13 protein-coding genes are annotated in these 18,117 nt (G+C 68.4%); 6 read left to right on the forward strand and 7 right to left on the reverse strand.

The window, feature by feature from the left end:
* Positions 1 to 55 precede the first annotated feature (55 nt).
* From CFB45_RS33025 to CFB45_RS33040, 4 genes are read left to right on the forward strand one after another with little or no spacing between them, the layout of a single operon-like run.
* Positions 56 to 628, forward strand: a complete 573-nt coding sequence (locus CFB45_RS33025) for a hypothetical protein (RefSeq protein ID WP_254600140.1) — start codon at positions 56 to 58, stop codon at positions 626 to 628.
* A 40-nt stretch (positions 629 to 668) separates the two neighbouring features.
* Positions 669 to 1,217, forward strand: a complete 549-nt coding sequence (locus CFB45_RS33030; protein ID WP_089429345.1) for a hypothetical protein — start codon at positions 669 to 671, stop codon at positions 1,215 to 1,217.
* Positions 1,218 to 1,238: 21 nt separating this feature from the next.
* The gene (locus tag CFB45_RS33035; protein WP_089429346.1) at positions 1,239 to 2,522 is read left to right on the forward strand and encodes an MFS transporter; all 1,284 of its coding nucleotides are present in this window, start codon (positions 1,239 to 1,241) and stop codon (positions 2,520 to 2,522) included.
* A gap of 37 nt (positions 2,523 to 2,559) precedes the next feature.
* Positions 2,560 to 3,813 carry an arsenic transporter gene (locus CFB45_RS33040; RefSeq protein WP_089429347.1) on the forward strand — a complete coding sequence of 418 codons (1,254 nt, stop codon included), beginning with the start codon at positions 2,560 to 2,562 and terminating at the stop codon, positions 3,811 to 3,813.
* Positions 3,814 to 3,849: 36 nt separating this feature from the next.
* Here CFB45_RS33040 and CFB45_RS33045 read toward each other — a convergent pair whose 3' ends face one another.
* The 4 genes from CFB45_RS33045 to CFB45_RS33060 all read right to left on the reverse strand — a co-directional run bounded on the left by CFB45_RS33045 (position 3,850) and on the right by CFB45_RS33060 (position 11,923).
* Entirely contained in the window at positions 3,850 to 5,955 is a 2,106-nt protein-coding gene (locus CFB45_RS33045; protein ID WP_089429348.1) for a TonB-dependent siderophore receptor, read from the reverse strand.
* A 579-nt stretch (positions 5,956 to 6,534) separates the two neighbouring features.
* The gene (locus CFB45_RS33050; RefSeq protein ID WP_089429349.1) at positions 6,535 to 8,493 is read right to left on the reverse strand and encodes a phosphatase PAP2 family protein; all 1,959 of its coding nucleotides are present in this window, start codon (positions 8,491 to 8,493) and stop codon (positions 6,535 to 6,537) included.
* Positions 8,494 to 8,676: 183 nt separating this feature from the next.
* On the reverse strand, positions 8,677 to 10,263 hold the full coding sequence (locus CFB45_RS33055) for a methyl-accepting chemotaxis protein (protein ID WP_089429350.1): 1,587 nt from the start codon (positions 10,261 to 10,263) through the stop codon (positions 8,677 to 8,679).
* Positions 10,264 to 10,402: 139 nt separating this feature from the next.
* Entirely contained in the window at positions 10,403 to 11,923 is a 1,521-nt protein-coding gene (locus CFB45_RS33060; protein ID WP_089430087.1) for a sensor domain-containing diguanylate cyclase, read from the reverse strand.
* Positions 11,924 to 12,282: 359 nt separating this feature from the next.
* On the opposite strand from CFB45_RS33060, the gene CFB45_RS33065 reads away from it, so the two are divergent.
* On the forward strand, positions 12,283 to 13,578 hold the full coding sequence (locus CFB45_RS33065) for an MFS transporter (protein ID WP_089429351.1): 1,296 nt from the start codon (positions 12,283 to 12,285) through the stop codon (positions 13,576 to 13,578).
* A 61-nt stretch (positions 13,579 to 13,639) separates the two neighbouring features.
* Positions 13,640 to 14,422, forward strand: a complete 783-nt coding sequence (locus CFB45_RS33070; RefSeq protein WP_089429352.1) for a substrate-binding domain-containing protein — start codon at positions 13,640 to 13,642, stop codon at positions 14,420 to 14,422.
* Between the two features lie 24 nt (positions 14,423 to 14,446).
* Here CFB45_RS33070 and dctA read toward each other — a convergent pair whose 3' ends face one another.
* The 3 genes from dctA to CFB45_RS33085 all read right to left on the reverse strand — a co-directional run bounded on the left by dctA (position 14,447) and on the right by CFB45_RS33085 (position 18,099).
* The gene (gene dctA, locus CFB45_RS33075) at positions 14,447 to 15,787 is read right to left on the reverse strand and encodes a C4-dicarboxylate transporter DctA (protein ID WP_089429353.1); all 1,341 of its coding nucleotides are present in this window, start codon (positions 15,785 to 15,787) and stop codon (positions 14,447 to 14,449) included.
* A gap of 34 nt (positions 15,788 to 15,821) precedes the next feature.
* The gene (locus CFB45_RS33080; protein ID WP_089430088.1) at positions 15,822 to 16,745 is read right to left on the reverse strand and encodes a LysR family transcriptional regulator; all 924 of its coding nucleotides are present in this window, start codon (positions 16,743 to 16,745) and stop codon (positions 15,822 to 15,824) included.
* 172 nt (positions 16,746 to 16,917) lie between these two features.
* Positions 16,918 to 18,099 (reverse strand): fumarylacetoacetate hydrolase family protein, encoded by a 1,182-nt coding sequence (locus tag CFB45_RS33085; protein ID WP_089429354.1) that lies wholly within the window; start codon positions 18,097 to 18,099, stop codon positions 16,918 to 16,920.
* Positions 18,100 to 18,117 lie beyond the last annotated feature (18 nt).

Consider the following 18,117-nt stretch of genomic DNA (forward strand, 5'->3'; position numbering starts at 1 on the left):
GGCCGGCGCCATGCCGCCGCCTGCTCCTCCTCGGCCTCGCGCACTGGTGCCTGCCGTGCCCGGAAACGACACCGCACGGCATGCGCTGGTGTCCGGCACGCTGTCGCGCCTGACGATCAACCCGGAAGGCGCCGTCGACGGCTTCGTGCTCTCCGACGGCACGCTCGTCCGCCTGCCGCCGCATCTCGGTTCGCAACTGACTGCGCTCGTGAAGACGGGCGACCGTGTGACGGTCGCCGGCGATCGACGCGTCGACGATGAGATCCGTGCCCGTGTCGTCCGCAACGACGGCACCGGCGCGTCGCTGTCCGATCAGCCGCCCGCGCCCGTCGCACCCGTGCCGCCCATGCTGCGCGGCGTCAACCTCGCCCGCCTGAGCGTGTCCGGCGTCGTGCGCCGCGTGACGCGCGCGCCGCGCGGCGAGCCGGACGGTGTGATGCTCGACAGCGGCGCGATCGTCAAGCTGACCGTTCCGGCCGCCCAGCAATTCGGCGCGCTGCTCGTCCCCGGCGAGCGCGTGGCCGCGGTCGGCTACGGCACGCGCAACGCCTACGGCGAAGCGCTGCAGGCGACGGCGTTCGGCGCGCCGGGCCATGTCGTCAATCTCTATGACGATGTCGCGCGCTGAGCGCGACGCCATTCCGAAACCCATCGAAAGGAGTCCTGCCATGCATTGGATCGATCCCGCCTGCCTGCCCGAAACGCGCGGCCTCGTCACGCAGTTCCTGCTCAATCCGCACGGAGACATCGACGGCCTGATCCTGAACGGCGACCTGCAGGTGCACGTGCCGCCGCATCTGGGCCGCGAACTGGTGCGGCGTGTCGCGGTCGGCGACCGCATCCGCGTGCGGGGCGTCAAGCCACGTCGCGCGGCGATGATCGCGGCCGTGCAACTGACCGGCCGCGACGGCGTCGACATCGTCGACGACGGGCCCGCGCACGCTGCGCCGGCGAAGCCGACGCACCCCACTCGCACCCCGCTGGAATCGAGCGGCGAAGTCGCGTTTGCGCTGCACGGCCCGAAAGGCGAGTTGAACGGCGCGTTGCTGACGAGCGGCGTCGCGTTGCGGGTGCCGCCGCATGCGGCTGAAGCGCTGCACGAGTATCTGCGTCCCGGTGTCCATGTGCAGGCGTGGGGGCACGGCGTCGTCACGCCGCACGGCACGACGCTCGACGTGAGCGAGATCGCCGAGCTCGTCGATGCGGATGCCGAATGATCGTGCGACGCTGAGACGGCCATGAGAGCGGCGCGCGCGCTCGAAGCGCTCAACTTCTTCCTCGCCGACGTGCAGGCCGGCATCGGCCCGTTCATCGGCGTCATCCTGCTGTCGCGCGGCTGGGGCGCCGATGCGATCGGCTCGGTCATGACGCTGGCCGGACTCGCCGCGATGGCCGCAACGCCGTTGGCCGGCGCGCTCGTCGATACGGTGCGCGCGAAGCGGGCGCTGATCGTCGTGGCGACCGCGGTGACGGCGCTGGCGTCGCTGGCGATGAGGTTCGTCCACGGCTATCCGGCGGTGGCGGCGTCGCAGGTCGTGGCGGCGGTCAGCGGCGCGGTGCTGGCGCCGGCCGCCGCGGGCGTGACGCTCGGCATCGTGCGCCGGCAAGGTTTCGACCGGCAGTTCGGGCGCAACCAGATGGCGAACCACGCCGGCAACGTCGCCGGTGCGGCGCTCGCCGGGTGGCTCGGCTGGCATGTCGGATTCGACGCGGTGTTCGCGCTGGTCGGCGTGTTCACGGTCCTCGCCATTGTGAGCGCGCTGGCGATTCCCGGGCACTCGATTGATCACGCGTCCGCACGCGGTCTCGATCCCGCCGGTGCCGCACCGGGAATGGATGCTGCGCATCCGCATGCGTCGGATGCGGCGTCGGCATCGGCATCGACATCGCCATCGCGCGTCGGCGGCCTGCGCACGCTCGCCGACAACCGGCCGCTGGTGCTGCTCGGCGCGTCGCTCGCGCTGTTTCATCTCGGCAACGCGGCGATGCTGCCGCTCTACGGGATGGGCGTCGTCGTCACGCATCGCAGCAACGCGAGCGCGTTCACCGCCCAGACGATCGTCATCGCGCAGTGCGTGATGATCGCGGCGGCGTGGCTCGCGCCCCGGCTGATTCGCGCGCACGGTTACTGGCGGGTGCTGCTGTTCTCGTACCTCGTGCTGCCGGTGCGCGGGCTGGTCGCCGCGGCGTGGCTGAGCGAAGCGGGCGTGTGGCCGGTGCAGGTGCTCGACGGCATCGGCGCCGGCCTGCAAAGCGTGGTCGTGCCCGCGCTCGTCGTTCACCTGCTGCATGGCTCCGGCCGCGTGAATGCCGGGCAGGGCGCCGTCGCGACCGCGCAGGGCATCGGCGCGGCGCTCAGTCCCGTGCTGGGCGGCGTGCTCGCGCAGCACTTCGGCTATCCGGCCGCGTTCGTCGTACTGGGCGCCGTGTCGACGGGCTCGCTCGCGCTGTGGCTCGGTCATGCGCGCTCGCTGGGCCGCGTGTGCGGCAAGCCCGCCGATCTATCGGCGACATCGTCGTGAAGGCGATGTCGATTTCCATGCCTCGATCCACTTGCCTATGAATCCTGTTTCGCTTGCCTGGCTGATTTCCGCGCTCGCCACCGCGGGCGTCATCACGCGTCCGTTCGGCTGGCCCGAGGCCATCTGGGCCGTGAGCGGCGCGCTGCTGCTGGTCGTGTTGAACCTGTTGCCCGCGGCGCAGGCACTGGACGCCGTCGCGAAAGGCGGCGACGTGTACCTCTTCCTGACGGGCATGATGCTGCTGTCCGAGGCGGCTCGTCGCGAGGGGCTGTTCGACTGGGTCGCGACGCACGTCGTCAATCTCGCGCAGGGCTCGCCGCGGCGGTTGTTCGCGTTGATCTACGGGGTCGGCGTCGTCACCACGGTGTTCCTGTCGAACGATGCGACCGCCGTCGTGCTGACGCCCGCGGTGCTTGCCGCCGCGCGCCGCGCGAAGGCCGACCCGATGCCGCAGCTGTACAGCTGCGCGCTCGTCGCCAATGCCGCGAGTTTCGTGCTGCCGATTTCGAATCCGGCGAACCTGGTGCTGTACGGTGCACACATGCCGGCGCTCGGCGTCTGGCTCGCGCACTTCGCGGCGCCGTCCGTCGCGTCGATCGTCTGCACGTTCGTGATGCTGCGGATCGTGCAGCGGCGTGCGCTGTCCGGCCGTTGCGAGTCCGGGCTGCCGGTGCAGCCGCTGACCAGCGGCGGCCGCATCGCGCTGGCGGGCATCGCCGCAACGGCCGTCGCGCTGATGGCGGTGTCGGTCGCCGATCGCCCGCTCGGGTTGCCCACCGCGCTGGCGGCCGTCGTCACGGTCGCGTGCGTGGCGATGCGGGATCGCGCGGCGTGCGTGCCGATCGTGCGCGCGATTTCATGGAGCGTGTTGCCGCTCGTCGCGGGGCTGTTCGTCGTCGTCGAGACGCTCGACCGGACCGGCGCGGTGCGCGCGCTGGCGGGCCTGCTGCACCTGCTGATGCAAAGCGGCGAGCACGTCGCGGCGGCCGTGGCCGGCGTCGCGGTCGCGCTGGTGTCGAACGCGGTCAACAACCTGCCCGCCGGGCTGATCGCGAGTTCGACGATCCACGCCGCGCACAGCCCGCAGACGGTGGTCGACGCGATTCTGATCGGCGTGGATCTTGGCCCGAACCTGTCGATCACCGGTTCGCTCGCGACGATTCTGTGGCTGGCGGCGATCCGGCGCGAAGGGCTGCAGGTCGGTTTCCGCGCATTCCTCGCGGTCGGCGCGTGCGTGATGCCGCCTGCGTTGCTGCTCGCGCTGGGCGCGCGGTTCGTGGTCGGCGGCTGACGCGCGATGCGCGTCGCGTCAGCCGTCCCGGCCGCGCTAGAACGAGTACGCGAGCGACGCGAACAGGCTGCGCGGCGCGCCCGGCGTGACCCACAGGCTGTTGTACGAGCTGACGTAGGTGGTGCGATTGAACAGGTTGTTCAGGACGACCGACGCACGCAGGTGCTTGTTGACCTGCACGTAGCCGTTGAGCTGGACGGTCGCGTAGGCCGGCAGCTCGAAGCCGTCCTGCGTGTTGGCCGTGTTGCCGGCGCGGCGCCCGACATAGATCACGCCGGCGCCGGCGCCGGCCTTGTCCGCGAACGGCAGGGTCGTCTCGTACATCAGCAGCGCGCTGCCGCTCAGGCGCGGTATGTCGACGAGCCGCGCGCCGGGCGTCAGCACCGTATCGCGCGTGATTTCGGCATCGACGTACGCGAGGTTGACGAGGCCGCGCAGGCCGTGCCCGAGGTCGCCGCTCCATTCGAATTCGACACCGCGGCTGCGTACTTCGCCGGCCGCGCGCGAGAAGCCGGCATTCGCCGGATCGGCGGTCAGCACGTTGCGCTTGGTGACGTAGAACGCCGAAACGGTCGTGAGCGAGCGCGTGCTCGCCCATTTCGCGCCGGCTTCGTAGCCGTGGCCTTTCTCGGGATCGAACGCGTTGCCGCCGACGTCCGCGCCGTTGTTCGGCCGGAACGAATACGCGGTGTTCGCATAGAACGACCACGCCGGGCTCATTTCATACACGACGCCGAGACGCGGGCTCACCGCGGTCTGCAGCTGGCTCGTCGTCACGCCCTTCAGGCGGTTGTCGATCGACTGGTGGAAGCGATCCCAGCGCAGCCCGGCCAGGATCTTCCAGTGCGGCCCGAACGCGAGCGTGTCCTGCGCGTAGACGCCTTGTCCGTTATCGCGTTCGAGCAGGTTGGTCGCGGTGCGCGGCGCGGGCGCGGGCTGGCCGTAGACCGGATCGAAGATGTCGATCGCATACGGCGCCGCGGCGCTCGGCGTGGAGCGCGTGACGAACTGGTCGTAGTTGAAGCGATACGCGTCGACGCCCATCACGAGCGTATGGCCGATGCCGCCCGTGCGGAACGTGCCGGTGGTTTCGACGCGGCCTTGGAGGTCGTTCGAGTGAAACGCGACTTGCCGGTAGCGGCGCCACAGCGTGCGGCCGTCCGGCTGCAATGCGAATGCCTCGGACGAGCGCCCCGACAGGTCGGTGTTGCGTTGCGCGACGCCGGCATTGATCGACCAGCTGGAATCGATGCGGTGCTCGAGGGTGAACTGATGGCCCGTGTTGCGCACGTCGTAGTCGCCGTCGCGCGGCTCGCCGAGAAAGCGCGACGCGGGGATCACGCCTAGCTGGCCGTTGACCGCCAGCACGCCGCGATCGAGCGGCGCACGCTGCCGCGCGCTCTCGAATTCGTAGTGGAGCGTCGTGTCCGCGCCGATGTCCCACGTGAACGACGGCGAGAACAGGTAGCGCTTGCTCGACACCGTGTCGCGAAAGCTGCCGTTGTTCTCGTTCATCGCGACGAAGCGGTACGCGAGCGTTTTCGTGACGGGGCCGGTCGAATCGAGCGTCTGACGCAACGCGCCGTAGCTGCCGGCCGACACGCCGACGGTGTTCGCGCGGGCGAACTGCGGCTGCTTCGTCGTATAGCTGATGATCCCGCCCGGATCGCCGCGGCCATACAGCGCGGACGCCGGCCCCTTGAGCACTTCCATGCGCTCCAGGTTGACGGTGTCGCGCGGCACGCTCATCCCGCGATTCCACGAAAAGCCGTTGACCAGGTAGTCGGTGCCGGACGTGTTGCCGTCGCCGGCGAAGCCGCGCACCGCGTAGTTGTCCCACAGGCCGCCGAAGTTGTTCTGGCGCGAGACGCCCGCGACCCAGTCGTAGAGATCGTCGCCGCGCGTGGCGGCCACCGTCTGGATCAGCTTCGTATCGACGCTGCTGACCGCGAACGGAATCTCCATCACGTCCGCCTCGCTGCGCGTCGCGCTCGTCGATTCGCGCGTGCGGAACGGCGCCGTCGCGCGTTGCGCGGACACCTCGATGGCGGGCAGCGCCGTTTCCTGCGCGTCGGCGGCGCCCATGCCGGCCGTGCCGACGACGATGGCCATCGGTGCGGCCGCCCAGTTCCTCCTGCTCATACCCGTCCTTTTCCTTTTTTGTGTCGTTCGCGTTCGGGCACGGCGGGCGGCCTGGCGCCGGCATCTGTGTTCCAAACAGTACATTTGCGCGGCAATTTAATGCAAATGAGAGGCATTTGCAATCGTAATTTTGAGATGGGCCCGACGGCACGGCGGTCGTCCGGTTCGGCGCGGTCGCCATTTGAGATGGCGAGTCGTACGGGCAGACGATCTGAGGCTTCGAATGGCGCTCGATGGACGAGCCGCGGCGATCAACTGCCGGAACGGGAGAAGGGCTTGCTCGGCGAGGCGCTGCGGTTGCTCGCCGAGACGCGGGCGCGTGCGCTGGAACTCCGTGCTGAGGTGAACCGGCGGCAGGGCGGCGCCACGCCGGATGTCCGCGACTTCAACCTGCCGACGATCATCGAGCTGCAGCGACGCCCGCCCGCTTCGCGTGAGCCCAGGCCCAAGCTCAGGCCCAAGCTCAGGCCCAGGCCCCGGCACAGGCACAGGCACAGGCCCAATCCCAAGCCCACGCCCACGCCCAAGCCGAAGCCGCCCTCGTGCGGCCTCGCTACCAGGATCGATGCCCGCTGCGTGCTACGCCGCCGACAGCGTGACCGACACGCCCGTCGCGGTATAAACCGGCGTGGCCTTGAACCCGTCGACCGTCACCGTCGAGAACTTCGCGGCCGCCGCCGCGCCGTCGATCAGCGCGATGGTGTCGCCGGCCTTCGGCGCGTAGCCGTTCACGAATTTCACGCGCAGCGTGCCGCCCGTGACGGTGAGCGGGCCGCCCACGCGCAGGCGGCCGCCGCCGTTGCCGTCGATGTCGAGTTCGAGCGTCGTGTTGTCGAGCTGCGTATAGCGGGTCGCGATCGTCACCGGTGCATTGGCTGCGATCTTCACGCCGCCGCCCGAGCCGACGTACACGTCGCCGTTGCCGAACGCCGTCGTCGACGCGGCCGCGAGCGTGCCGCCGCTCACCTGCGTGCCGCCCGTGTAGCGGTTGTTGCCCGCCAGCGTCAGCGTGCCGCTGCCTTGCAGCGTCAGCTTGCCGGCGCCCGCGACGTCGTTGCGCCACAGGTCGGCTGCATTGAGCCCGCCCTGCGACGCATCCATCGACACGATCACGTTGCCGTTGAACGCGCCGTAGCCGTCGGCGGCCGCGAACAGGTTCAGGCGGCCCCAGCCTTCCGCATCGTCCATGACCGGATAACCGGACGGCAGTTCGGTGGTCTTCAGCACGACGCGCCGCTGGTCGGCGCTCAGGTACGGGAAGCGCGTCTGCAGCAGGATCTCCGCGCCCTTGGGCACGACCGGCGGCGCGTCCGTCGATTCGATCGCGGCGAAGCCGAACGTCATGCGGCGCAGGAACGCGGCCTTGTTCGTCGCGTAGTCGGCGAACCGGTCGGTGGCCGTCGTACTGGAGTGGGCGAAGGCGGAGAACGTCGTCGCGCTCGTCCCCGTCAGTTGCTGCAGCGCCTGGTGGGCTTGCGTATAGGCGGTCTGTGCGTCATCGGCATACGCGGTCAGGTTCGCCGCGCTGACGGCCAGCGCGAGCATGCGTCCGCCGATCACGTCGAGCGGCGAGTGCATGCCGGCGAGAATCCGGTTCTCGCCCAGTTCGAGGCCGCGGCTGACCATTTCCTGGAAGCGTTCCGGCACGAGCCACGCCATCGTCGTCGCATCGCGCACCGCCTCGGCCGTGTGGCCGCTGATGAAGCCGCCGTCGGTCGCGGGCGTCGTGCTTTCCGCCGGCACGAGCGTCGGCGCGACCACCACGCTGGTGCTCCAGCGGTACGGGCGCGCATATTTGAAGAAGCGCTTCGACGGTTCGGTCGATGCGTTGTTGCCCATTTCGTTGAGCAGGTCGACCACTTTCCCGAAGCTGGCGTTGCCGCTGCTGCCGACGCCGACGTTGTTGCCCGAGTCGTTGTACAGCACCGTCGTCGCATCGGCGGGCACGCTGGTGATGCTGGTCGTCTGCTGGGCCGCGGTGCGCCACGCGGCGGTGAGCGGGCCCATGCCGTCGGTCACGCTGTATCCCTTGCCGCGCCGGTCGTCGTAGTACGCGGCATCGGCCTGCTGCGGCGTGCGAGCGGTCGTCGCGTTGATCACGTACTGCACGTTGGCCGACAGCACCGCATCGTTCAGGATCGTGCCGCACGACACGCCGCTGTTCGGCAGCCCGGAGCAGGTCGACGGCGAGATGGCCGGGAATGTGCCGAACGCCGGCGCGCTCACGCCCGCGTCGACCAGCATCGTCGCCGGCTGCCAGAGATCGAGGAAGCGGCTCACCACGCGCACCGCGGCGTTGGTCGACAGCGTCGCATAGCGCGCATCGCCGCGCTGGTTGGTCGCGACGTTGTCGACGAACGCGGGCACGCTCGGAAGTGGTGCGCTGTCGACGAAGCCGGGGTCGGCGGGCGGCGCGGGAACGGCCGCCGCCAGGGTGCTGGTCGACGCGACATCATCGCCGCCGCCGCACGCAGCCAGCACGATCGCACTCGACAAGGCTGCGACGTGCAGCGGGAAACGGCTTCGTGACGCAAACATGCAAGACTCCATCCTGATGGTCGAAGATGGCGAATTGTGGTGATGGATCGTTACGCGGCCGTTACGGATTTGTTTCGCGTCGAATGCAAGGCGCGCGAATTCCCACTATCTGGTTAATTTCGGGTGCTGAGCATGTCGGGCGACGGATTCGACGCGTCGATCGAGGGCGCGCGCGGCGGGAGGCTAGGCGCCGGCCGCCCGCGTGTCGAGCCGGAACAGCGATACCGCCTCGGCAAGCCGGCCTCCCTGTTCCTCGAGCGACTTCGAGGCGGCGGCGGCCTGTTCGACGAGCGCCGCGTTCTGCTGCGTGACTTCATCCATTTGCGTAATGGCCAGATTGACCTGCTCGATGCCGCGGCTCTGCTCGTTCGACGCGGCCGCGATCTCGCCCATGATGTCGGTCACGCGCGCGATCGCATGCGTGACCTGGGTCATCGTCTCGCCGGCGTTGTTCGCGATCTGCGAGCCGTCCTGGATTTTCCGGACCGATTCCGAGATCAGCTCGCGAATTTCCTTCGCGGCGCCCGACGAACGCTGCGCGAGACTTCGGACTTCGCTGGCCACCACGGCAAAGCCGCGGCCCTGTTCGCCCGCGCGGGCGGCCTCCACGGCCGCGTTGAGCGCGAGGATGTTGGTCTGGAAGGCGATCCCTTCGATGATCGCGGTGATCTCGGCGATTTTGGTGGAGCTGGCGCGGATGTCCGTCATTGTGTCGACCATCAGGCCGACTGCCGTGCTGCCGCGCTGGGCGACTTCCGACGCGTTGTTGGCCAGCCCGCTCGCCTGCTGCGCATTGTCGGCGTTCAGGCGCACGGTGGAGGTCAGCTGCTCCATGCTCGAGGCGGTCTCCTGCAGCGAGGCGGCTTGCTGTTCCGTGCGGGAGGAGAGGTCCTGGTTGCCGGACGCGATTTCGCCGGCGCCTGTCGCGACATTGCCGGATGCAGTGCGGACTTCCGCGATCAGGCGGGTCAGGTTCGCCTGCATGTCGCGCATCGAAGCCAGGACGCTGCCGGCCGGCGCGGCACCGGTCGACGATCCGGTACCGAGATCGCCGGCCGCGATACGGCGCGCGATGTCGCTGAGCGCGGCAGGCTCCGTGCCGAGCGCGCGCAGCAGGCCGCGGGTGATGAAGACGCCCAGGATCGCGGCGGCGGCTGCCGCCGCGATACACATGACGATCAGCATCAGCCGCTGTGATGCATAGCGGTCGGCCGATTCCGTTACCAGTTGCGCGCCTTGCGTGCGGGCGAACGTCGCATAGGCGTCGGTGGCGGTGACAAGCCTGGCCAGCAGCGGCCGACACTGTTCGTTGATCATCGTGATGGCCTGGTCGCGCCGGTTGTTTGCCGCCGCGTCGACGATGGCGCGCGCCACGGGGCCGTACTGCGCTTCGACCGCGCCGATCTGCCGGACCAGTTCGCGGGCCTTGTCGGTCGCGCCGCTCCCCTCGCGGACCGCATTCGTCAGTTCGCCGAGCAGCGCGCCGACCTCGCGGTCGGCTTGCAGCGCCGCGTCCTTCTCGATGTCCGCGTCGCGCGGTGCGGTCGCGAGCACCTGGTTGCGGGCGGCGATCGCACGCCGGTCGACCGCGACGCGAACCTTGTCCGCCAGGATTGCACGGGCGTTGGTGCCGTTGACGTAATTTTCGAATGCCGCGTTCGCATTGCCGAGCGATACGATGCCGAGAATGGAGACGAGCAGAACCATGCACGTCAGGAGGCTGAAAGCCAGGGTCAGCTTCGTGCGAACCGTTAATCGTTGATCATTCATGTGAGAGTTCCAGTTTCGTTGACATCGAGTAGTTTTCCTTATTATCTGATTGGTGCATGAACAATTCGGGACCGTTTTCCGAGGCAATCGTTTGCGTGTGCTCCGCTGCCGAAAAAATGCAGACCCGATCCGTGGCCGGTCAGGCCACGCGAGCGTGTTGCTCGGTTTCTGCGCAACACACGCGGTTCCGGCCTTCGCGCTTCGCACGATAAAGCGCCATGTCCGCCTGATGCGACAGCGCATGCACGGACGGGGGACGCGCGCGATGACCGGTCGCGCAGCCGATGCTGACGGTGAAGGCCGGCACGGTTTCCGCGAACCCGTCGAGCCGGTTGCGTTCGACTTCGCGGCGAATCGCCTCCGCGACCTGCGCGGCCCCGCTTTCGTCGGTGTCCGGCAGCACCGCGACGAACTCCTCGCCGCCGTAGCGCGCGGCGAGATCGCCGCGCCGCCGCGTGTGGGTGCGGATGCATTCGGCGAGAAAGCGCAGTGCCGTGTCGCCTTCCGCATGCCCGTGCCGGTCGTTGTACTGCTTGAAGTGGTCGGCATCGATGAACAGGATCGACAGGCTGCCGTTGCTGCCGCGCTGTAGCCGTTCCCATTCGTCGGCGAGCGCGATATCGAGCGCGCGGCGGTTGCATAAGCCCGTCAGCGGATCGGTCCGCGTGAGATCCGTGAGCAGCGTCTGCTTGCGCAGGTTGTCCCGCAGCGCAAACGCCAGCAGCCAGACCACCGCGCAGAAGAATGCGCTGATCACGGTGGCGGACACGCCTACCGTCCACGACAGGCGCGTGATGCTCGCCAGCACGTCGCGCTCGGCCGGCGCGACGACGGCGATCAGTGGCGTGCCCGGCACCCGCTGGTACGTATACAGCCGCATGGTGCCGTCGATGACCGAACGCGCGGGGTAGAAGCCCGATTCGCTGTGCACCATCCGGTCGAAGGCTTTCGAGCGACGCAGGTGGTTCATCTGGTTGTCGTTCAACGACGGATTTCTCGCGAGGATCGCACCGTCCGCGCGCAGGATCGCGCTGACCCCGTTCGGCCCGACATCGAGGCCGGACAGGAGCTGCTCGAAATAGGCGATGTCGATGGCGACCACCGCGATGCCGTTGAACGTATGGTCCGGCCGTTCGATGCGCCGCGACAGCGCGATCGATTCCTTGTCGCCGCGCGAGCGTGCGCGATAGGCCTCGGACACGTAGAGGCCGACGTTGTCGGCATCGCGATGGACCTTGAAGTAGTCCCGATCGCTGAAATCCCAACGATGGGTCGTGCCGCAGCAGCCGTCGATCAACTGGCCGTGGCGGTCGGTCACGCCCATGCCGGTCACGTATTGCGCGGCGGTGCGCTCGAACAGCAGGTCATGCCGCAGCCCGGCATCCATGCGCCGCACCGCGGGCTTGCCGAGATCGGACGCGAGCGCGACCAGTGCGTTGTTCGACGTTTCGACGGTGCGCGCGATCTGGCTCACCAGCACGGCGGCGACGTTGCGCGACGTCTCGTGAGCATGCTCGATCACTTCGCTGCGCCCGATCCACAGTGTCGCCGCGCTGATTCCGAGCGCCGCCAGCGACATCAACGTGCCCAATGCTCCGACGACAAGATGGTTGCGTCCGGCCCAGTCGGCGATTTTCTCGATCGAGGTGGTTGCGGGCATGCTCGTGCTCGTATGGGCAGCCGGTTGCAACGGCTCCGGCGCGGGTCAAATCCGGGTTAACGGCACGGTTAACAGAAAATCGAGGCCGGCGGGGCCGCCAGTGGGCGCGGGCAATCGCGCTCGGGAGCGCAAACGTGTGCGAGCCCGCGTGGCCCATCCGGCAAAGCGTTGCATCGGGCGTTCACCGCGCCCGGAACGATGCGCGGCGACACGCGCCGCCGGCACGTCGATTGATAACCCATCGACATCAATCCTTCCAAAAATTGCACTTATCGTTTGCGCGGCGACGAGCGAACATGCCGGAAAACGACAATCGATCCACCCCTCCCGCGTATTTCCGGATTTTCAGGAGACACCCGATGCACCCCTCGTCCAGCCTTCCGAACGCACGTTCGAAGGCCGCTGCGGTTTTCCGCGTCACCGCCGGGAATTTTCTCGAGCAGTTCGACTTCTTCCTGTTCGGCTTCTACGCCACGCAGATCGCCAACGTTTTCTTTCCCGCACAAAGCGAGTTCGCGTCGCTGATGATGACCTTCGCCGTGTTCGGCGCCGGCTTCCTGATGCGGCCGCTGGGCGCCATCGTGCTGGGCGCGTACATCGACGACGTCGGCCGCCGCAAGGGCCTGATCGTCACGCTGTCCATCATGGCGAGCGGCACCGTCCTGATCGCGTTCGTGCCGGGCTACGCGACGATCGGCCTGCTGGCGCCCGCGCTCGTGCTGCTCGGGCGGCTGCTGCAGGGCTTCTCCGCCGGCGCGGAACTGGGCGGCGTCTCGGTCTATCTCGCCGAACTGGCGACGCCCGGCCGCAAGGGCTTCTTCACGAGCTGGCAATCCGCCAGCCAGCAGGTCGCGATCGTCGTCGCGGCGGGCCTCGGCTTTGCGCTCAATCAATGGCTGAGCGCGTCGGCCATCGCCGCATGGGGATGGCGCGCGCCGTTCTTCGTCGGCTGCATGATCGTGCCGTTCATCTTCATGCTGCGCCGTAACCTGGAGGAAACCCAGGAGTTCAAGGCGCGCAAGCATCGCCCGGGCATGAAGGAAGTGTTCGGTACGCTGGTGCAGAACTGGGGCGTCGTGGTGGCCGGCATGATGCTGGTCGCGATGACCACCACGAGCTTCTATCTGATCACGGTCTACGCGCCGACCTTCGGCAAGACGGTGCTGCACCTGAGCACCGCCGACAGCCTGCTCGTGACGCTCTGCGTCGGCGTGTCGAACTTCGTGTGGCTGCCGATCGGCGGGGCGCTGTCCGACCGGATCGGCCGCCGGCCGCTGCTGGTCGGCATGACGGTGCTCACCGTCGTGACCGCCTACCCGGCGCTGTCGTTGCTCGCGCACGCGCCGTCGTTCGTCAACATGCTGCTCGTCCTCCTGTGGCTCTCGTTCATGTACGGGATCTATAACGGGGCGATGGTCGTCGCGCTCACGGAGGTGATGCCGGTGCAGGTGCGCGTCGCAGGCTTCTCGCTCGCGTACAGCCTCGCGACGGCCGTGTTCGGCGGCTTCACGCCGGCCATTTCGACCGCGCTCATTCACGCGACGGGCGACAAGGCCGCACCGGGCTACTGGATGAGCTTCGCCGCGGTGTGCGCGCTGCTTGCGACGTTCGCGCTCTATCGTCGCCACACGGCGACGCTGACGCCGGCGCATTGATGCCCGATCCATCCGGAATGCTTGCCAACACCTACGAATCCGCACGACCACGACCACGATCATGAGAAACCTGCTCCCGAAATTTTGCACGGCCGCGCTCGTCCTGGCCACGGCAGTGGCTGCCAACGTGCAGGCCGCCGAACTGCACGTGATGAGCTCGGGCGGCTTCACCGCCGCCTACAAGCTGCTCGGCCCCCGGTTCGCTGCCACCACGGGCAACACGCTCGATACCGCGCTCGGCCCGTCGATGGGCAAGTCGCCCGAGGCGATTCCGAACCGGCTCGCGCGCGGCGAGCCCGCCGACGCCGTCATCATGGTCGGCTATGCGCTGGACGACCTGATCAAGCAGGGCAAGGTCATCCCCGGATCGCGCGTCGAGCTGGCCGACTCGCGTATCGGCGTGGTCGTGCGCGACGGCTCGGCAAAACCCGACGTCGGTTCCCCCGAAGGCCTCAAGCAGGCGCTGCTGCACGCGAAGTCGATCGCCTACTCGGACAGCGCGAGCGGCGTGTATATCGAACGCGAGCTGTTCAGGAAGCTCGGCATCGAGGACCAGGTGAAGTCGAAGGCGAAGATGATTCCGCGGATTCCGGTGGCATCGGTCGTCGCGAACGGCGACTACGAGATCGGCTTCCAGCAGGTGAGCGAGCTGCTGCCGGTCAAGGGGGCGACCTTCGTCGGCAAGATCCCCGAATCGCTGCAGTCGGTCACGCGCTTCGCGGCCGGCATCCCCGTCGGCGCGCAGCATCCGGCGGAAGCGAAGGCGCTGCTCGACTATCTCGCGTCGCCCGACGTGCAGGCCGACGTGAAATCGACCGGGCTGGATTCCGTCCCCGCTCATTGAGCCTGATCGACGGGAAGGTTGGCGTCAGACCGCCTTCCCGTCACCGTCACCGTTGCCGCCGGCATCCGCGGCGGCACGGTCCGCATCGACCCCGTTCGGGGCGACCGGCCCGCCGGCAGCGAGCCGCTGCACAAGACGCGCACGATCGCACGCACCTTCCCACATCGACACGAAGATCACCGCGCACGCGTTGCTGATCACGCTCGTCAGCGCACGCGCCTCGGACATGAAGCGATCGATGCCGACCAGCAGTGCCACGCCGGCGACGGGCAGGTCGGGCATGACGGCGAGCGTGGCGACCAGCGCGACCAGCCCGCTACCGGAAACACCGGCCGCGCCCTTGGACGTGACCAGCATCACGGCGAGCATCAAGGCGATCTGCGACGCGGAAAGGGGCACGTCGCATGCCTGCGCGATGAACAAGGCCGCGAGCGTCAGATAGATCGCGGTGCCGTCCAGGTTGAACGAATAACCCGCCGGCAGCACGAGCCCCACGACGCCCTTGTCGCACCCGAGCGATTCCAGCTTGACGATCAGGCGCGGCAGCACGGGCTCCGACGACGACGTCGCGAGGACGATGAGCAACTCTTCGCGCAGGTAGCGCAACAGCCGCCACAGCGCGAAGCCGTGCAGCCGCGCGAGCGGCGCGAGCACCAGCGCGACGAACAGCGCGCAGGCCGCATAGAAGGACACCACCAGCTTCGCGAGCGAGCCGACCGAACCGATCCCGAAGCGGCCCACCGTGAAGGCCATCGCGCCGAATGCGCCGAGCGGGGCGAGCCGCATGATCATCGCGAGCACGCGAAAGATCACCTGGGCGACCCCGTCGATCAGCGCGAGAACGGGCTGGCCGGCCCGCCGGTGCGCATTCAGCGAGAAGCCGAACAGCAGCGACAGCAGCAGCACCGGCAACACCTCGCCTTGCTCGAACGCGCCGAGCATCGTATCGGGGATCACGCTCAGCCCGAATGCCACGAGCCCGCGCGGCTGCGCCTCCTTCGCGTACTGTGCGAGGATGCTCGCATCGAGATGATGCACGTCGATGTGCAGGCCGGCGCCGGGGCGCAGCACGAACGCGATGACGAGCCCGATCGCGAGCGCGACGGCGGTCAGCAGATAGAAGAGCGCCAGCGCCCGGACGATCGTGCGGCCGATGGCCTTCCCGTTCGCCAGTGACGTGATGCCCGAGACGATCGTGCAAAAGACGATCGGCGCGATGGTCATCCGCACGAGGCCGACGAACGCGTCGCTGAGGGGTTTGAGCATCGCGCCTGCGGCCGGCCATGCGTGACCGACGGTCACGCCGAGCAGCATCGCGAGCAGGACCTGCACGTAGAGCGATTTGAGCAGCCTGGCCAACCTCACGGAACGGTCTTCCTTCGTGTCTCTTGTGTCGTTGTCACACCGATGCATCGCTGCTTGCGATGCCGTCACGCTTCGCGTCGACGATCATCCGGTGAAATGCTTCGGCGGCCGGCGTGAGCGGCCGTCCGCGCCGCTTGACGATGCCTACGCGCCGTTTGACGACCGGCTCGACGAGCGGCACGCTCGTGAGAATGGGGTGGTCGTGCCCGGGCATCGCCATCGAGGGCACCGCGGCGACGCCGAGCCCCGCCTCGATCAAGCCGAGCAGGGTCGTCACGTGGCGCGCTTCGCACACGCTCGGCCCACGCGGCGCCACGGCGGCGAGCGCCTGGTCGAGCAACAGGCGGTTCCCGGAAGTCTTGTCCACCGACACGTAATCGTGCTCGTACAGTTCGTTCCAGGTCACGCGCTTCTTGCGCGCGAGCGGATGGTCGCGGCGGCAGGCGGCGACGAACCGCTCCTGGAGCAGCATCTTGAACTCGATCTCGGCTTCCTGGCTGCCCATGAAGCTCACGCCGAAATCGGCTTCGCCGCTGATGACGGCACCCAGCACCTCGTTCGCGCTCGCGTCCAGCAGCTTGACCCGGATGCGCGGAAAGCGCTGATGATAGCGCGCGATGATGGCCGGCAGAAAGTAGTAGGCCACCGACGGCACGCACGCAATGGTCACGTGGCCCAGGCGGCTTGACGACACGTCGCGAATGCCGAGCAGGGCCGCGTCGAGATCGTCGAGCAGCTGTTCGGCGCTCTGCGCGAACACGCGGCCGACCGTGGTGAGCGCGACGCGACGCGTGGTGCGCTCGAAGAGGCGCACGCCGAGCGCTTCCTCGAGCTTGTCGATCCGGCGACTCAACGCGGGCTGGGAAATGCTGACCGATTCCGCGGCCTTTCGGAAGCTGCCCGTTTCCACGACCGCGCGAAACGCCTGCAAGTCGTTCAAGTCGAAGTTGATCCCCACGGGCGCGTCTCCGCATCTCAGATGGGGCGTATTTTGCATGATTTCGCCGGGCGGCCGCATCGGCGCGGCACGCATCCGCGCAACGCGTGACCGCAACCGCGTGCGTGAGGGGGTGGTCTTGCCGTCGATCCGCTGCTCGTCGATGTCGATGGGGGCATCGAGGCCCCGGGCCTTACGGCGCAAGCAGGCCGCGGGCGGCCAGATTGGCATACAGCGCGCGCACGCCGAAGGTCCACGGCGCGATCTCGGTGCACAGCCGCACGGTGTTGACGAGCGCGCCGAGTGCGGGCGTGGAGATCGTGACGCGGTCGCCCAGGTGATGCGTGAATCCGCCGCCGGGCGCGTCGCGGTCCTGGATCGGCGAGAACATCGTGCCGAGGAACAGCATGAAGCCGTCCGGATACTGGTGATGCGCGCCGCAGGTCTGCGCGACGAGGTCGGCCGGGTCGCGGCTGATCTCGCGCATGTGGCTGATGCCGTCGAGGACGAAGCCGTCGTCCGCGCCTTCGACGCGCAGCGACACGCTGGCCTCGCGCACGCTGTCCAGCGTGAAGCCGTCATCGAACAGCCGCACGAACGGGCCGATCGCGCACGAGCCGTTGTTATCCTTGCATTTGCCGAGCAGCAGCGCCGAGCGGCCTTCGATGTCGCGCAGGTTCACGTCGTTGCCGAGCGTCGCGCCCACCGGCCTGCCGTCGCTGGAAACCGCGAGCACGATCTCCGGCTCGGGGTTGTTCCATACCGATACCGGCAGCAGCCCCACGTCCGCGCCGAAGCCCACCGCCGACATCGGCTGCGCCTTCGAGAACACCTCGGCATCAGGGCCGATGCCGACTTCCATGTATTGCGACCACGCGCCGCGGCGCTCGAGTTCCGCCTTCAGCCGCATCGCGGCGTCCGAGCCCGGCACGATTTTCGACAGATCGGTGCCGATGGTGGCCGCGATGGTCGCGCGCACGTCCGCTGCTTTCACGGGGTCGCCGCCGGCCTGTTCCTCGATCACGCGCTCGATCAGGCTGACGGCGAAGGTCACGCCGCAGGCCTTGATGGCCTGCACGTCGCACGGCGCGAGCAGGTGGGTCGCGCCGCGCGTGCCGTCGAGCGCCGCCTGCAGCAGCGGCTCGACGCGGCCGAGCGATTCGCCGGGCGCCGTGCGGGCGAGGGCGGCGGCGTCGGGGCGGTCGAACAGGTCCGCGGTGGTCGGTACGGTGCGCGTGATGTCGATCACTTCGCCGTCGCGCACGGCAACGACGCTCGGGCCCGCATGGGCGCCGTCGTGCCGCCACACACGGCCGATCAGCAGCGCTTGCGCCAGGTCGTGCGGCAGGCAGTCGGAAACGGAAAGAGTACGCATGGTCGGCTCGGCAAGGGT

Origin of the sequence: Burkholderia sp. HI2500, from assembly GCF_002223055.1 — a bacterium.
In the GTDB taxonomy this organism is placed as follows: domain Bacteria; phylum Pseudomonadota; class Gammaproteobacteria; order Burkholderiales; family Burkholderiaceae; genus Burkholderia.

What these genes read in the sequence shown, in the direction of transcription:
- CFB45_RS33070 (WP_089429352.1), top strand. Translation starts at nt 13,640, where the DNA reads ATGAGAAACCTGCTCCCGAAATTTTGCACGGCCGCGCTCGTCCTGGCC.
- CFB45_RS33055 (WP_089429350.1), bottom strand. Translation starts at nt 10,263, where the DNA reads ATGAATGATCAACGATTAACGGTTCGCACGAAGCTGACCCTGGCTTTC.
- CFB45_RS33050 (WP_089429349.1), bottom strand. Translation starts at nt 8,493, where the DNA reads ATGTTTGCGTCACGAAGCCGTTTCCCGCTGCACGTCGCAGCCTTGTCG.
- CFB45_RS33045 (WP_089429348.1), bottom strand. Translation starts at nt 5,955, where the DNA reads ATGAGCAGGAGGAACTGGGCGGCCGCACCGATGGCCATCGTCGTCGGC.
- CFB45_RS33060 (WP_089430087.1), bottom strand. Translation starts at nt 11,923, where the DNA reads ATGCCCGCAACCACCTCGATCGAGAAAATCGCCGACTGGGCCGGACGC.
- CFB45_RS33035 (WP_089429346.1), top strand. Translation starts at nt 1,239, where the DNA reads ATGAGAGCGGCGCGCGCGCTCGAAGCGCTCAACTTCTTCCTCGCCGAC.
- CFB45_RS33065 (WP_089429351.1), top strand. Translation starts at nt 12,283, where the DNA reads ATGCACCCCTCGTCCAGCCTTCCGAACGCACGTTCGAAGGCCGCTGCG.
- CFB45_RS33030 (WP_089429345.1), top strand. Translation starts at nt 669, where the DNA reads ATGCATTGGATCGATCCCGCCTGCCTGCCCGAAACGCGCGGCCTCGTC.
- CFB45_RS33085 (WP_089429354.1), bottom strand. Translation starts at nt 18,099, where the DNA reads ATGCGTACTCTTTCCGTTTCCGACTGCCTGCCGCACGACCTGGCGCAA.
- CFB45_RS33040 (WP_089429347.1), top strand. Translation starts at nt 2,560, where the DNA reads ATGAATCCTGTTTCGCTTGCCTGGCTGATTTCCGCGCTCGCCACCGCG.